This is a genomic window from Holdemania sp. 1001095H_141210_F2 (assembly GCF_015558105.1).
In the GTDB taxonomy this organism is placed as follows: domain Bacteria; phylum Bacillota_I; class Bacilli_A; order Erysipelotrichales; family Erysipelotrichaceae; genus Holdemania.
In genome coordinates this window covers 12,257-28,527 of sequence record NZ_JADNPO010000039.1, presented here as the reverse complement: position 1 = coordinate 28,527, position 16,271 = coordinate 12,257, and the positions used below count along the sequence as shown (strand labels likewise).

Sequence of the window (16,271 nt, the reverse complement as noted above, 5' to 3'; positions counted from 1 at the left end):
CTGCGTCTTTCTTGTTTCGGTTTTTCTCTCACCAACACTATTTTTGAAAGAGCCAAAAAAAATCAGGAACGCATTGCCGCAGCGATGCGTTCCTGATTTGTTCGTTCATCAAATTTTATTACAATTTCTGTTTAACCAGCCCGCTTAAGCCGTAGATGTCCTTGCTGGACATAAACAGATAAACCGCCGGTGCCAGTTTGGCCAGCTCCGCAGCGCCCTGTTCATCTTCGCTTAAGATTTTAGAGCCGGGAATCCGTTCCTGAAGATAGGTAATGTCGATATCAATGCCGTCTTCCTTATCATCAATACTCGTAAAATCACACAGGTAAACCTCATCCGCCTTTTTCAAGGCCGCTGCGAAATCATCGGCAAAATGAAAAACGCGGGAGACGCGGTGCGGCTTAAAGATCGCGATCAGCCGCTTGCCCGGAAAACGTTTGCGGGCAGCGTCAATCGTAATCGACACCTCGGTCGGATGATGGGCGTAGTCGTCGACAAAGACGTTCTCGCCATGCTTCTCAATCGTGAAGCGGCGTTTTGTCCCCTTAAACGATGCCAAGCCCGGCTCGATCTGTTCAGCGGTATACCCCTCTAACAATCCCAGCGCGATCACGCCCAGGCTGTTCCACAACAGATGCCGGCCGACAAACGGCAGATCGAAATGCCCCTGCAGCTGGCCTTGAAACAGCACGTCAAAATGCATGTCCTCGCTGGTTTCCACGATATTGACCGCCTGAAAATCGTTGCCGTCTTCAACGCCGTAATAATAATGCGTCACCGCCGGATCAATCCGCAGTGCTCTGACCTTCGGATCATCGCCGAACAGAACCAGACCTTTTTTTACCTGGCAGGCGAATTCCTCATAGGCTTTGGCGTAATCCGCTTCGGTTTTAAAATAATCGACGTGATCCAGATCAGCATTGGTAATGATCGCGTAATCCGGATGATACGCCAGAAAATGCCGCCGGTACTCACAGGCTTCAACCGCCAGATATTGGCTGTCCGGATGAATTTCCCCGGAACCATCGCCGATCAGATGTCCGGTCGGCGCGATTTCATCCATCATCGCCGCCAGCATCCCGGTCGTCGTCGTCTTGCCATGGCTGCCCGCCACGCACAGACTCGTATAGTCTTTCATCAAGGCGCCTAAATACTCATGATACCGATAACAGGTCACAGTCGGATTGGACCGCGCCGCCGCGACCTCCGGAAAATCTTCTTTGAAGGCGTTGCCGATAATCACCGTCATTCCATCCTGAATATTCGCCGGATCAAACGGCAGGATCGGAATACGCCGTGCGATCAACGGATCCTCTGTGAAGAAATGCTTCGTCAAATCCGAGCCGGAAACTTCCATGCCCAAATCGTTGAGAATGCAGGCCAGCGCCGCCATGCCCGTTCCCTTGATGCCGATAAAAAAGACCATAACAACACCCTTTCTACGAATTCAGATCGTCGTCAAACAAACTCAGGTTCTGCGAAACAACCGTCTTGTCAGAGCCTTCCTCCTCATTCTTACGATCAGCTTCTGCTTCCTGCGGTTTCTGAAGCAGCTCGTCCAGCGACACGTTGATCAGCGGTTCTTCTTTGACGGCGGCCGCGGGTTTATCCAGACGCTCCGCAATCTCTTCGACCTTATCTTCCTGCGGTTTATCCATGCCATAAATCGGTGAAATTACGGTTCCCAGCGAGCTTTTAACCGGGCTGACCTTCTTCGCCGCCGGCGTCTTGGCCGGCTGGCTCTTTTCCCCGAGCACGCCGAAAATCGGCGAGATCACCGGCGTAAATTCATAATCTTCCTTCGGTTCCACGCGGACCGGCTTCTTCTTCACCGGCTTGTCTTCCGCAATCGTCATTTTTCCCAGCTTGCTGGAAGGTTCCTTTTTGACCGCGGGTTCCTTTTCTTTTTCTTTCCTGGTATCCAGATATACTGCCTTGACTTCCTGCGGAAGCGGAACCGCCGGCTTGGCCTCAGGCTTGACCGCGGGTTTGGCTGGATTGCTGCGGCGAACCGGAACCGGTTCTTCCTCAACCTCGTCAACGACTTCTTCTTCAAAAATCAACGACATTAATTTTTTTATCATACGGGATCATCCTGCCTTTTCATTCTATTCATCCTTGCGGATATTGTTGCCTATTCGCCATCCGACGGCGTTTGAATATCGTCGTCGTTTTCATTCAGCGGCAGATCGTCGGCGCTGGTGCCGTCGTCGAAGGTTTCGCCGCTCTGATCAATATCGCCGCCGGTATGCGCCGGTTTGTTCGGCATCATTTCCTCCAGCCGGCCGTTTTCCGGAATTTCATCTTCAAACAGATTCAGGTTTTCTTTGACGTAATTAATTTTTGTCCGTGAGGAATAAGTTTTGAGTACGGCATCCTCGTCGACTTCAGCTGTACGGGCGATCTTGATCATTTCTTTCGCCAGCGCCGGCGCGCCTGTCTCATTGCTTAATCCGGTAAAGGTAAAATACGGGGTTTTGACCATGACCAGCAGCTGACCGTTCGCCGAAGGCAGCAGCCCTGCGATATATTTCTGCGTTCGCCCCTGGATATCGGTGAACTCGCCTTCGCTGACGCTTATCCACGCCTCGCTCTGGGGCAGGATCACACTTTCAGATTGATCATAGAGCTTGACGTTGACGATTTCGGCAACGTTGAGATTCATAATGAATTCCTGGTTATCAAGAACGAAGACGTTGGAGGAGGCCGTCGAGCTTCGGCGTCCCACACCCGGTTCGGCATAATAACTGTACAGATCTTTCACGTTATCCGCATGGACGTTGATCGTCAGCGTGCTGGCTTGCATGCAGGCCGCCTGCAGCCGGCTATCCAATCCTCCCTGAGCGCTGCAGCCGCACAAACACAGGCAAAACAGAAGCAGCGTGATTTTGCGCATGAGAGTCCTCCCTTCGTTTTGTTTATTCTATCATGTTTCCCTGTTTTTTTAAATGGCTTTCTTCTGCCAAACTGCGCGGTAAATCGGCTGGCCCAGGTCCATGAATTTTTGTTCGTATTCCGTAATCGCGTCTTCCGGATGGGGCTGACGGCGGAAATCGACGCTGACCTCGCACAGCCGCCAGTTTTCTTTGGAAAATTCTGTCAGGGAAAACTCAAACAGCTTCGGGTTGTCGGTTTTCATGATCACCTGGCCGTTTTCATTCAGCAGGGTTTCATATTGCTTTAAAAACCGGGCGTGCGACAGCCGCCGCTTGGCATAACCGCTTTTCGGCCACGGATCGGAAAAGTTCAGATGGATGACGTCGACCTCGCCCGGGGCAAACCAGGCGCTGATCTGATCGGCATCCTGAGCGATGAACGCCATGTGTTCATGCGGCTGGGCCAACGCTTTTTTTACGGCTACCGCGGCGACGTTATGTTCTTTCTCAATCCCGATCCAGCCTTCTTCGGGGTTCATCGCAGCCATTCTGGTAAAATAATCGCCCTTGCCGCTGCCGATCTCAATTCGCAATCGGGAACAGTCCAGCAGTTTGTGCCACTGACCAGCCCGTTCTTCCGGTTTTTCGATAACAAAATCAGTATTTTCCTTTAAAAAGGGTTCTGCCCAGGATTTTTTTCGCATTCTCATTGTCGGATCCTCCTTTGGAATAAAACAGCGGATCAGATTTGACCCGCTGTCAGCTTATTGTTCTCGCTTCCGGAACACGCGTTTTTCGCCATCCCGGCGATCGCGCGCAGCCCGTTTCGCCCGCTGTTCTTCGTCCCAGCCTTCCGGCTTTTCCATCAAGTCGCGATGGGAAACGTTGACGCGGCCTTTCTCGTCAATCTCGGTGACGACGACCTTGATGACGTCGCCCAGTTTCAGCACGTCTTCCGGTTTTTCAATCCGCTTGTAATCAATCTTCGATACATGAAGCAGACCGTCGGTGCCCGGGAACAGCTCGACAAACGCGCCGAACTTCTCCAGCCGAACGACCTTGCCGTCGTAAATTTCCCCGACCTTGGCCTCGCGGATAATCTGGTTGATCGTATCTGCGGCCTTCATGATCGCATTCTTATCGCTGTGATAGATGACAACCGAGCCATCGTCTTCAATATCAATCTTGACATTGTCGCAGTCCGCGATGATCTGATTGATCATCTTGCCGCCGGTGCCGATGACTTCGCGGATCTTATCGACCGGAATCATCATGCGGTACATCTTCGGTGCGTACGGGCTGACCTCCGGACGCGGTTCGCTGATCGCCGCCATCATGTTCGCCATGATTTCAGCGCGGCCTTTTTTGGCCTGCGCCAGCGCTTCCTCCAAAATCGCGCGGTTGATGCCGTCGATCTTGATGTCCATCTGCAGCGCGGTAATCCCCTTCGGCGTACCCGCCACCTTGAAATCCATATCGCCATAGTGATCTTCCATGCCCTGAATATCCGTCAATACGGTGTAATGCTCGTCGCTGGTCTTGATCAGACCCATCGCCACGCCCGCGACCGGCGCCTTGATCGGAACGCCCGCGGACATCAGCGCCATCGTGCCGGCGCAGATCGAAGCCTGGGAGGAGGAACCGTTGGATTCCAGCACTTCCGCGACTAACCGGATCGTGTATGGGAATTCTTCCTCGCTTGGAATGACCGCCGACAGCGCTCTTTCACCTAGGGCGCCATGCCCGATTTCACGCCGTCCCGGAGAGCCCATCCGGCCCGTTTCCCCGACGGAATACGGCGGGAAGTTATAGTGATGCATGAACCGCTTGGTTTCAATTTCCGTCAGATCGTCGATGATCTGGTTGTCGCCCAGCGCGCCTAAGGTACAAGCCGAGAGCACCTGCGTTTCACCGCGGGTAAACATCGCCGAGCCATGCACGCGCGGAAGCAGATCGACTTGCGAATTCAACGGACGCAGTTCGTCGACAGCACGGCCGTCCGGACGGATCTTTTCTTCGGAAATTAAACGCCGGACTTCATTCGCCACGATTTCCGTGCAGTAAGCGCGGACCTGCTTGACTGTTTTATCCTTCAATTTTTCGCTTGCGTATTCACGGGCTTCGAACAGCGCCGCCATCTCGTCGGTAATCTCGTCGATCTTGCCGTAGCGTTCCAGCTTCAGCTTGATCGAAACTGCTTCGATCAGACGTGCTTTCGCCAATTCGTCGATCTCCGCCTTGATTTCTTCCGGCACGACGTCCAGCTTGATTTCCATCTTCGGCTTCGCACACTTTGCAATGATCTGTTCCTGGAATTCGCACAGCATCTTGATGTGATCGTGACCGAACATCAGCGCGTCGATCATCTCTTCTTCGCTGACTTCCTTCGCCCCGGCCTCGACCATATTGATCGCGTCCTTGGTTCCGGCAACCGTCAGATGAATGTCGGATTTTTCCGATTCCTCCACGGAAGGATTGATCACAAACTTGCCGTCAACGCGGCCGACGATGACCCCGGCGATCGGACCGTTGAACGGAATGTCAGAAATGCACAGCGCACAGGAAGCGCCGAACATGGCGGCCATTTCCGCCGAGCAGTCCTGATCGACGGACAATACCGTGTTGACGACCTGAACTTCGTTGCGGAAACCTTCCGCAAACAGCGGACGGATCGGACGGTCGATCATCCGGGCGGTCAGCGTCGCATGTTCGCTCGGCCGGCCCTCGCGGCGTAAAAAGCCGCCTGGAATCTTACCGACGGAATACAGCTTTTCTTCAAAGCTGACCGTCAGCGGGAAGAAGTCTGAATCTTTCGGAGTATGGTTGGCAGTAGCGGTTGACAACACTACTGTATCTTGGTAACGGACTACGACAGCTCCACCTGCCTGTTTTGCGATTTCTCCGGTTTCAATCGTCAGATTGCGGCCGCAGAAGTCGAATGTAAATACCTCTTTCGCCATTTGTTCACCTCATTAAATGTTAACCTTTACAATTTTATCACAGTTTCTGCGTAAATCATAGAATAGTTTAAGACAAAATACCGCCATTTTTTGAGGTTTTCTCAACCGGGGAAATATGGCTGACGCCAAAACAAAGAAAAAGCCCCCCTTGCGGGGAGCGATTCCTGCGTTATTTTTAAAGTTCAGTCTTCCACAGACCGTGCAGGTTGCAGTATTCGTAAACCGCCAGCGGCTTGCCTTCACCGATCTCAAAGACAGCCTTCGGTGCATCGGACGGGGTCAGATGGCGGATCTGTACGCCTTTGTCCGTTTCCAGCAAAATCCATTCGATATAATGCGCATCGGTCATCGGATGCTCAACGCTGCCGACAACGACTTCGATCTTGCCTCCGTTCACAGTGACCGCCGGCAGATGTTTCTCCAGCGCCGCTTCCGTGGTGTTGGCGATCAGCTCGTGCATTTCCTCGCCGCAGCAGATCATCGGTACATATGAATCGTGCAGAACATAGGTCATATTTCCGCAGTGGTTGCATCGTAAAATTTTCATTCAACAGTCCTCCTTTTGACTTGATGAGTTCATTGTACTAAGAAAGGCTCAGACGTGCAACGAATATGCCCGCGATCTTTCGGATCCGAACAAAAGCAGGTTTCATCGCCAGCTTGAATCTTCCCCGCTGTCAAGTAAAAAAAGGACCTTCCCCAAAGGGAAAGTCCGCGGTTTTCCTTATGCGCCAGCGATCTGGTAATTATCGTCCTGAATCTGAATCTGATCGTCGCCTAGAATGAAATAATGCGGGTAATGATAAAGCAGATTCTGATTGACGAAAGAAATGCCGCCGATCAGCTGATTGACCTGTTCGATCGAAGTCCGGCGCATCAGATCGGCAATGTAATTGAAGTCGGTCTTCTGCGTCTTGTATTCCTCATCCGCAAACGTATAAATCTTCTCTTCCGGGATAAAATGCGTCAGCCGGCTCAGCGGTTTGACGACGTTGCGGGCGTATGCCGGGGCGCTGACTGCGTAGCCGTTCATGCTTAACGGAGTGCCGATCTCAACGACCGCTTTCAAGATTCTGGCATTGCCGATGACTTTTTGAAAGTCCTCGTCGTTGACGTTGATGACAAACTTTCTCCCTTCCGCAAACTGACGGATATGATATTCATTCTGGAAAAACAGATACAGATGATGATTCAGGACGTCTGCCAGCTCCTGCTTGACAGGCTCATAGCCAATCCAACCGCCGAAATCGTTGACATCCACGATTTTAATGCCGTACATGACCTGTTTCATCGAACTTCCTCCTTTGCGACCTTCTGTCAGAAGATCTCTTTCTGTCTTCATTATAGTCCTTTTCAACCGCTTTTCCAGTCAGTTTGATAAACATTTCACATTATTTGTCAATTTTTTAACATGAGAAAGAGAACAGGAAACGCGCGCAATCTCTTTCCTGTCATTCAAAACTGGCAAGGCTCACCCCACAGCCTCGGCAGCCGGCATTGCCTATTTTTCTGACTCGGCTTCCGCGATCAGCGCCGCTTTTTGCGCCCGCGTCAGCTTCTTGATCGCCGCTTCCTGTTTCAGCGCGGCGGATTTATCAATAAACGCTTTCGCATAGGCCACCCGCACTGGCGGGTGGGAACGGGTATATTTGGCGCCCCGGCCCGCGCAATGCGCCGCGAAGCGTTTTTCGACGTCGTTGGTCCAGCCGGTGTAATAGCTGCCGTCCGCACATTCCAGAATATAGACCCAGGCGCTCATCATTCCACCGATTTCAGCGATTCCACCATCGGGATCGCGCGCAGCTTGGACTTCATGACCTGATTGACGATCACTGCGAACAGCATCGTGATGAGGACGGAAATCACATAGCTCTGCGGCAGGATGACGCGGCCGAACATGATGTTGTCCAGCTCGACCACGACCATGATCGTCAAATGCAGAATCTTGCCCAGCCCCAACCCGAGCAGAGAACCGATCAGGGTCAGGATGATATTTTCTTTATAAACATAGGTGTTGACTTCCTTGTTATAAAAGCCCAGCACTTTCAGCGTCGCAATTTCGCGCAGCCGTTCGCTGATGTTGACATTAGTCAGATTGTACAATACGACAAACGCCAGCATCCCCGCGGAGATGATCAGCACCAGCACGATATAATTCAGACTGCGGATCATGTTGTTGAAGTTATCCTTGATCCCGGTATAAAACGACAGCGAGCTGATCTTCTCATTCTTTAACAGTTCCTGACCGCTGCGCTGCTCCGCGTCGTCAATCTGGGGGTTGAATTTCAGGAAAACGGCGTTGCTTTGGGCACGCAGATCGTAGGTTTCTTTATAGGCGTTGGCGTTCATGTACACGTAATGGTTGAGATAGTTTTCCGCGATCCCGGTAATTTCGACATTCCGGCGCAGTTCCTTCTCATTTTCCAGCTCGATCGTGTCGCCGATATGCAGATTCATGTCGTTCGCCATTTTCTCCGTGATCACCACGCCGCTATCCTTCAGCCGCAGCTCTTCCTGCGGCTGTTTGCGGGGATGCAGCGACACGAAATCGCGGAACCGCTCCGGATCGGAGGTCACGACCAGCGTCACCTCCGTGCTGTCATTGCCCTGGTAGACGACAGCGTTGGACTGGTACACATCCAGCGAATCGTCGATCATGTCCAGGCTGGAAATCTGATCGAAGACCTGTTGCTTCTCAGTCTCATCCAGATCTTTTTGCAGCGATGCGATCCCCTGATATTGGAAGATTTCGCCGAATTGGGAATTGACAATCCGGCTGATCGAATCCTTGATGCCAAAGCCGGCGACCAACAGCGCCGTACATCCGGAAATGCCCAGCACCGTCATGAAGAAGCGTTTTTTGTACCGGAACAGATTGCGCGCGGTGACCTTGGAAGTGAAGGAGAAGCGCTTCCATACAAACGTCATCCGCTCGATCAGGATCTTCTTGCCCAGCTTTGGGGCTTTCGGCCGCATCAGCAGCGCCGGAGTTTCGATCAATTCCTTATAACAGGCCGCAAACGCCGCCAGCGTCGTCACCAGTACCGACGCCGTGGTAGAGCCGATCATCAGCGACAGCTGCGGCGTAAAGCTGACCGGGGGCAGCACGTACATCATAAGCCAGGCAGTATAGATGATCGCCGGGAAAGCAAACAACCCGACAGCCAGCCCGACCAGACTTCCGGTCAGACTCGCAAAGGCGGCGTAGAACACATACTTGAACGCGATCTGCCCGGTCGTATAGCCCAGCGCCTTCATCGTCCCGATCTGCGAGCGCTGTTCGTCGACCATCCGGGTCATCGTCGTCAGACAGACCAACGCCGCGACTAAAAAGAAGAACACCGGGAACACCTTGGCGATCGCGGCCATCCGGTCGGCGGCGCCCTTGTAATCCATATAGCTGTAATGCGACTGGCGGTCGAGGATATACCACTTGCCCTGTTCGATCTGTTCGATCTTATTCTTCGCCAGCACCAGCTCCTCGCGCGCATCCTCCAGCTTCGCTTCGCCTTCCGCTTTGTTAAGCGCCAGATCAATTTCACCCTGGGCGACTTCTTTCTGACCTTGCTTCAGCTTGGCTTCTCCTTCAGCAATCTGCTTATCGGCTTCCGCCTTAGCCTGCACCAGCGTCTGGCGCTGCTGCTCGATCTGGGCATTGGCCGAGACGATCTGTTCGTCGATCGTCTTGAGCACTGTTTCGGAGACTTCCAGTCCCTGATTGATCAGATCCAGCTGCGCCTGCGCCGTCGTAATTTCGGTTTCCAGCTGGGTTAACACGGCCAGTTCACCCTGCAGTTCCGTGATCCGGGCATTGACCAGAATCAGCTCACCGGGGATTTTTTCCAGCTCAGCCGCTTCCTCTTCACTCAGCGCCGGATATTTCTCCGGATCCGTCTGATTGAGCGCTTTTTTGGTTTCCAGCTCCACCTGACGGGTAGTTAAGTCGAGTTGTTTCTGCGTCTGCTCGTTTAGTTCCTGCTCAGCCGGAGCCAGCTCGGTCTGCTTGTCCGCCAGATTTTTCTGTTTTTCAGCGATCTGACTTTCCAGCGCCGCTTTCTGTTCCAGTGCCTGAGCGTTAGTGGTTTCATATTCTTTTTTCTTTTCATCATAGGTGGCGACCAGCGTATCAATTTGTTTCTGGATCATCTCGATCTGCGCTTCACCCTGTTTCAGCTGCGCTTCGGCCATCGCCTTGCTTGAAGTCAGCGTCGCCTGACCGACTAACAGCTCGTCCTTGCCCTCCTGCAGCTTTTTCTCCGCTTTTTCAATCTCGGAATTAAACGTCGCCAGCGCTTGGTCATATTCCGCCTGTCCATCCGTATATTCCTTCATCGCCTCATCGACAATCGACTGCCGGCGCAGCTCTGCTCGTTCGCTGCCCAGCGTCGTCAGCGTTTCGCTTAACGGCTCCAGATAGTCGAAATAGTCCTGATTGTAGCTGTTGTATGGTTTCGCTCCGCGGGCGGTCAGATAGACGTCGGTATAAACCTCCATCGTGAAATCGTTTTTCGGCACGTACACATAGGTATCGACGCTGCCGGAGCCGATCGTACTTGTGCCCTTTTCGTAGGAAAGGTAGTACGGCGTGTTGACTGTTCCGACAATCGTGAACGTATCGCGGCTGAAGCTGTCATCCAGCGGATTGGAAGTGCCGCTTTCGATCTTGATCGTATCGCCGATCTTCATGCCGGACACGACGATCTTGCCATCCTCAATAACGCATTCGCCGCTTTTTTCCGGCAGCCGCCCGCTTGTCACGACCAGCTGGTTGATATAATCCGGATCCTGCGGATCAAGATGCTCCAAATCCAGCGCGTGAACTTTCAGCACCAGCTCCTTTGAGCCGATCCGGGTGATCACATCCTGCGTATAACTGGCCTGAACGCCTTGAACGCCCGCAACCTGACGCAGCTGGCGCACGTCGTCTTCGGTAATGCCGAAATTGGAAACGACGCGGTAATCCATTAAATTGTAATCGTCAAAATAGCGGTCGGCCGTGTATTTCATATCCGGCGCGGAAGCCAGAACGCCGGCGAAAAATGCGACGCCGATCGCGACGATGCCGAAGATCGAGAAAAACCGGCCCCTGGTTTTCCGGATCTCCCGCAACGTGTCTTTCAATAGAGGACTGCGCATGCCTACCACTCGATCTCCTGAATCGGCTTCGGATGCTCGTTGACTTCAATCGAGCGGATCTTGCCGCTTTTAACGCGGATGACTTTGTCGCCCATCGGCGTCAGGGCCAGGTTGTGCGTGATGACGATGACGGTCATCTGCTGTTCGCGGCAGGTATCCTGCAAAAGCTTCAGGATTGCCTTGCCGGTTTGATAATCCAGCGCGCCGGTTGGTTCATCGCACAACAACAGCTTCGGATTTTTCGCCAGCGCCCGGGCGATCGCAACCCGCTGCTGCTCGCCGCCGGAAAGCTGGGAGGGAAAATTGTTGCGCCGCTCCCGCAGGCCGACCGCCTCGATCGTCTGATCGACGTCCAGCGGATTCTTGCAGATCTGCACGGCCAGCTCAACGTTCTCACGAGCGGTTAAATTCTGCACCAGATTGTAAAACTGGAAGACAAAACCAATGTCGTAGCGCCGGTAGGTCGTCAGCTGGCGGGCATCCATCTTGGACACTTCCTCGCCGTCGACTAGAATCTCGCCGCTGGTGCAGGTATCCATCCCACCCAGAATATTCAAAATTGTGCTCTTGCCCGCACCGGAAGCACCGGCAATCACGACAAATTCACCTTTTTTAATCTGGAAACTGACCCCGTCCAGCGCCGGAATCTCCACTTCCCCCATCTTATACACTTTCCGGACGTCCCGGAACTCAATAAACTCGCTCATTGTTGATCTCCTTTCGCAGCCGGACTGAACATGCTCAAAAACAAACCGAAGTAAATCCGCAGCACCTCGCAAAGCTGGTTTTGATCCAGTTCGCCAGCTTGGGAAAAGACTTCGCGCACGCCTTGAAACAACGACGCGGAAAACATCCGGCACAGCGCGTGAAACTCAGCGTCCCGGTTGAATGGAAACAGCGCCCACTCTTTAGCCAGCACTTCCAATAAGGAAACAAGCCAGCTTGAAATCTGTTCGCTCAGATCGCTGTGCAGCATTAAAATCCGCATCTCCTGCGGCATCCGCACCGACAGCTCAGCCAGATCCAAAGCCAGCCGGTCAATTTTCGGCCGCAGCTCGCCGATGGATAAACCGACCGCCGTATTGGTCTGGTTCAGCGAAATCCGATCATCCGTCAAACTGCGCACCAACTGATCCAGCTGTGTCAGCGCCGGCGAGGTGATCGCCTGAATAAGCTGATCCTTGCTTTCAAAATAGCGGTATAAATTGCCGACCGTCATCTTGGCCTGCGCGGCGATCCGGCGCATCGAAGCATCCCGATAGCCATATTGCAGCAGCTCCTGTTTGGCGGCTTCCAGAATTTTATCCCGCTGGATTTCTTTCAATACCTGCGCCATAGTAAACCTCCGTTCATTATTCCAGTTACTAATAATATACGGTTGTTCACTGGCTTTGTCAATCGTTTAAAAATAGACAGATCTTCCCGGGTGTCCAAATTCAAAATTTTCTGAAATTTTGATCCTGACCCTTTTAGTTTATGCTCCTTGTTTTAGTCCAGATCGCCGATTCTGTCCCGACTTATTTTTTTAAATCGCCCCCGGTATTGCTCAGCACCGGCTTGTTTAAGCCAATGAATAAGACAGAGGACTCGCCTTATTCAAAATCCGGATTTCAGACTTCCTTCATCCTTAGAAACGTTTAAATGAAAAATCCCGCGGGATGCTTCATCCTGCGGGAGATCTTCTTTCCCTGATTCTAGAACGTTAAATCAAGCTTGCAAAATGATTCTTGCGAACAGGCGGCTCTGCGTTTCGCGCCCCTTCAGCATCGGACCATCCGGTTTATTCGCCCGCGAACTGACTGTTGTAGAGCTGACTGTAAAAGCCGCCCTGCTTCAATAATTCGTGATGGCTGCCCTGTTCCAGAATCTGACCGTGATTCATCACAAGAATCCGATCGGCCTGTTCGATCGTCGACAAGCGGTGAGCGACGATGAAGCTTGTGCGGCCCTGCATCATCTGATCGAACGCCGACTGCACCAACAGCTCCGTCCGGGTATCAATCGAACTGGTCGCTTCATCTAAAATCAGGATTTGCGGATCGCAAAGCAGCACCCGCGCGATACACAGCAGCTGTTTCTGTCCCTGCGACAGCGAAACAGTTTCATCCAGCAGCGTATCATAGCCCTGCGGCAGCTGATGGATAAAGTAATCAAGATGCGCCTGCCGGGCGGCCTTCTCCACATCCGCAAGCGAAGCGTCAGGCCGGCCGTAAGCGATGTTCTCACGGATTGTGCCGCGGAAGATCCAGGAGTCCTGCAGCACCATCCCAAAATGGGCGCGCAGCTCATGGCGGCTGAGCGTGCGGGTGTCCACGCCGTCCAGCCGGATCACCCCGCCGCCAATCTCGTAGAAGCGCATCAACAAGTTGATCAACGTCGTCTTGCCGCAGCCGGTCGGGCCGACGATCGCAATTTTCTGACCCGGCTTGACCGTGAGATTGAAATCCTCGATCAGCGGCTCGTTTGCCTGATAACGAAACGACACATGCTCCAGCCGCAGCTCGCCGCGGCCCTGTTTTCCTGACCCCTGATCTGCCTGATCGCTTTCCTGCGGCTGATCAAGCAGATGGAAAACCCGCTCGCAGCTGCTTAAGGAGGCCTGCAGCTCGGTAACGACGCCGCTGATTTCATTAAACGGCTTGGTATATTGCGAAGCGTAGCTTAAAAACGAAGTCAGCTGACCGACGCTCATGCCGCCGCCCAGCGCCGTCAGGGCTCCGATGATGCCGACGGCGGCATAGGCCAGATTGTTGACGAACCGCGTGCACGGATTGGTCAGGGAAGAAATGAACTGCACCTGCGTGCCAACCTGGTTAAGCCGCTGATTGATTTCATCAAAGGCCGCTTCCGAAACTGCCTGCTGATTGTAGGCCGCGACCAGGCTCTGTCCGTTGACCCGTTCCTCGGCAAATCCGGACAGCTCGCCCTTGATCCGCGCCTGCTGCTTAAACAAGCGCGAGCTGCGGGAAGCGATGAATGAAGCGACGCCAAAGGACAGCGGCGTGATGAGCACGACGGCCAGCGTGATTCCCGGATGGATCGAAAGCATGAAGCCCAGCGTGCCGACAATCGTGATCACGCCGGTAAACAGCTGTGTGAAGCCTTGCAGAAGACCGTCGGAGATCACGTCGATATCGTTGACCAGCGTGTTCATAAAATCTCCCTGCTGCGTTTTATCCAGCGTCGCCAGAGGCAGCGCGTGAAACTGCGCGAAGCATTGCATGCGCAGATCCCGGATCGTCCGGTAGCAGCAGACATTGGTGCAGCAGGTCATCAACAGCTGAAAGAGCGCGGCCAGAATCACAACGGCCGCCAGCGCGGTCAGTGTCTGAGTGACCCGGATAAAATCAACCTGCCCCGCCGCTACGATCGCATCGACCGCCTGACCGATGATCACCGGCGCGCTCAGCGTCATCGCAACCTGCAGCAGCGCGAAGACCAGCGCCATTGCCAAAAGCAAGCTATAAGGTTTTACATAGCGCAGTAAGCGCCGCAATAAAGCTGACTGACTCATCGTTGATCCTCCCTCGTCTGTGAACGGACGATTTCCTGATACACCGCACAGGTGTCCAGCAATTCTTCATGCGTCCCCTGGCCGACCAGCCGGCCCTGATCCATCACCAGAATGAAATCCGCGTGCCGGATCGAGGCGATCCGCTGAGATACGATCAGCACCGCGGGACTGCCCTCAATCTTTTTTAACGACTGCCGCAGCCGGGCGTCGGTTTGATAATCAAGCGCGCTGGTGCTGTCGTCCAGCACTAACAGAGATGGCCGGCCCACGAGCGCGCGGGCAATGCACAACCGCTGCCGCTGACCGCCGGAACAATTTTTGCCCCCCTGTACCAGCAGCGTATCCAGTCCCTGCGGCATAGCTTCGACAAAATCTCTGGCCTGCGCCAGCGTCAGCGCCTGCCATAACGCCGCGTCATCGGCGTCTTGATTGCCCCAGCGAAGATTCTCGCGGATCGTCCCGGAAAACAGCACCGCCTTCTGCGGCACAATCCGGATCTGACGGCGCAGGTCCGCTAATGAAAATTCCCTCAGCGGCACTCCACCCAGCCGGATCTCGCCCGCTGTCGGATCGATCAGCCGTGGCAGAAGCTGCACGATTGTGCTTTTGCCGCAGCCCGTTCCGCCGATCAGTCCGACGGTCTGGCGCGGCTGAATTGTAAAGCTGATCTGTTCGATCGCGCTTTCCCCTTCGCTGTAACCAAAGCTGACCTTATCCATCTCCAGCACAGCATCCTTATCCTTTGACAGTTCCGTGATTCCGCCAATGATCGCCGGCTCTGTTTTCAAGACCGCTTCAATCCGGCCGGCTGAGGCGGCGGCTTTCGTGAAGATTACAAACAAATTGGCCAGAACGACCAAGGCCAGAAACATCTGCGTCATGTAATTGACCAGCGCAACCAGGTTGCCCTGACTCAAAGCGCCGCCGTTGACTTGAAAGCTGCCGCAGTAAAGCAGCGCGACAATACCCAAATTGATGACAATCTGCGTCGCCGGGTTAAACAAACCGCTGATCCAGCCGACGCGCATCGACGCTTGATAGCTCGCCTGGGCAGCTTCGTCAAACCGATGCGTTTCCAACCGCTGCCGCGAGAATGCGCGGATGACGCGCTGACCTTCGAGGTTCTCCTGCGTAATCTGCGAAATCCGGTCCAGCTGCCGCTGCACAGCTCTGAAAAAATGCGAGGAACACGTCATCAATACCCCCAAAACCAAAGCGATCACTACGATCGCCGCCAGAAAGATCAGCGCCATCGTCCGATCGATCACCATCGCCATCGTCAACGACCCCAGCACCAGAAACGGCGCCCGGATCGCCAGCCGGATCAACATCGCGACGGCCTGCTGGACCTGATTGACGTCGTTGGTTAAACGCGTGATCAGCGACGAAGAAGAAAACTGACTGACCTGCTGGGCCGAGAATAAATTGATCTGATGATACACAGCCCGCCGCAGCTCCGTGCCCATCCCCTGCGAACACCGTGCCGCAAAATACTGACACGTCAGGGAACAGGCGATGCCGACCAGTGCGAAGCCGACGATCACCCCACCCTGGCGCAATATATAAGCCAGATCTTTCTGCGCGATGCCAACGTCGATGATCCGGGCCATCACCAACGGCACCAACAATTCAAAAATTGCTTCCGCCAGCTTGAACAACGGGCCGAACACAAGTTCTTTTTTAAAATATCGGAAATACGAAACAATCGTTTTCATACAAACTTCTTCCTTTCAGACTTCACTTATTATACCAGCGCCCTTGATATAGAAAAAATATTGGTTTACT

The 16,271-nt window shown here is 53.6% G+C and carries 13 protein-coding genes; all 13 read right to left on the bottom strand.

Annotated features, from left to right (window positions below; all coding sequences use genetic code 11):
- Positions 1–118 precede the first annotated feature (118 nt).
- The gene (gene murC / locus I2G61_RS15230; protein ID WP_072683444.1) at positions 119–1,426 is read right to left on the bottom strand and encodes a UDP-N-acetylmuramate--L-alanine ligase; all 1,308 of its coding nucleotides are present in this window, start codon (positions 1,424–1,426) and stop codon (positions 119–121) included.
- A gap of 13 nt (positions 1,427–1,439) precedes the next feature.
- Entirely contained in the window at positions 1,440–2,084 is a 645-nt protein-coding gene (locus tag I2G61_RS15225; protein WP_072683445.1) for a hypothetical protein, read from the bottom strand.
- A gap of 50 nt (positions 2,085–2,134) precedes the next feature.
- On the bottom strand, positions 2,135–2,896 hold the full coding sequence (locus I2G61_RS15220; RefSeq protein ID WP_072683446.1) for a hypothetical protein: 762 nt from the start codon (positions 2,894–2,896) through the stop codon (positions 2,135–2,137).
- Between the two features lie 48 nt (positions 2,897–2,944).
- The gene (gene trmB, locus I2G61_RS15215) at positions 2,945–3,586 is read right to left on the bottom strand and encodes a tRNA (guanosine(46)-N7)-methyltransferase TrmB (RefSeq protein WP_072683447.1); all 642 of its coding nucleotides are present in this window, start codon (positions 3,584–3,586) and stop codon (positions 2,945–2,947) included.
- 54 nt (positions 3,587–3,640) lie between these two features.
- Entirely contained in the window at positions 3,641–5,836 is a 2,196-nt protein-coding gene (pnp, locus tag I2G61_RS15210; RefSeq protein ID WP_195397306.1) for a polyribonucleotide nucleotidyltransferase, read from the bottom strand.
- A 175-nt stretch (positions 5,837–6,011) separates the two neighbouring features.
- Positions 6,012–6,383 carry a desulfoferrodoxin family protein gene (locus tag I2G61_RS15205; RefSeq protein ID WP_195397307.1) on the bottom strand — a complete coding sequence of 124 codons (372 nt, stop codon included), beginning with the start codon at positions 6,381–6,383 and terminating at the stop codon, positions 6,012–6,014.
- A gap of 177 nt (positions 6,384–6,560) precedes the next feature.
- Complete coding sequence (locus I2G61_RS15200) at positions 6,561–7,127, bottom strand: hypothetical protein (protein WP_072683450.1); 567 nt, start codon at positions 7,125–7,127, stop codon at positions 6,561–6,563.
- A 210-nt stretch (positions 7,128–7,337) separates the two neighbouring features.
- Complete coding sequence (locus I2G61_RS15195; RefSeq protein ID WP_229100783.1) at positions 7,338–7,595, bottom strand: GIY-YIG nuclease family protein; 258 nt, start codon at positions 7,593–7,595, stop codon at positions 7,338–7,340.
- Positions 7,595–10,972, bottom strand: coding sequence for an FtsX-like permease family protein (locus tag I2G61_RS15190; RefSeq protein ID WP_072683452.1), 3,378 nt, complete (start codon positions 10,970–10,972; stop codon positions 7,595–7,597). Before I2G61_RS15190 ends, I2G61_RS15195 begins: the two co-directional genes overlap by 1 nt.
- A 2-nt stretch (positions 10,973–10,974) precedes the next feature.
- Entirely contained in the window at positions 10,975–11,679 is a 705-nt protein-coding gene (locus I2G61_RS15185) for an ABC transporter ATP-binding protein (protein ID WP_072683453.1), read from the bottom strand.
- Positions 11,676–12,308 carry a TetR/AcrR family transcriptional regulator gene (locus tag I2G61_RS15180; protein WP_195397309.1) on the bottom strand — a complete coding sequence of 211 codons (633 nt, stop codon included), beginning with the start codon at positions 12,306–12,308 and terminating at the stop codon, positions 11,676–11,678. Before I2G61_RS15180 ends, I2G61_RS15185 begins: the two co-directional genes overlap by 4 nt.
- Before the next feature lie 444 nt (positions 12,309–12,752).
- Positions 12,753–14,486 carry an ABC transporter ATP-binding protein gene (locus tag I2G61_RS15175; protein ID WP_195548425.1) on the bottom strand — a complete coding sequence of 578 codons (1,734 nt, stop codon included), beginning with the start codon at positions 14,484–14,486 and terminating at the stop codon, positions 12,753–12,755.
- Positions 14,483–16,201, bottom strand: a complete 1,719-nt coding sequence (locus tag I2G61_RS15170) for an ABC transporter ATP-binding protein (protein ID WP_195548424.1) — start codon at positions 16,199–16,201, stop codon at positions 14,483–14,485. The genes I2G61_RS15175 and I2G61_RS15170 overlap by 4 nt, the downstream gene beginning before the upstream one ends.
- Positions 16,202–16,271: the final 70 nt, after the last annotated feature.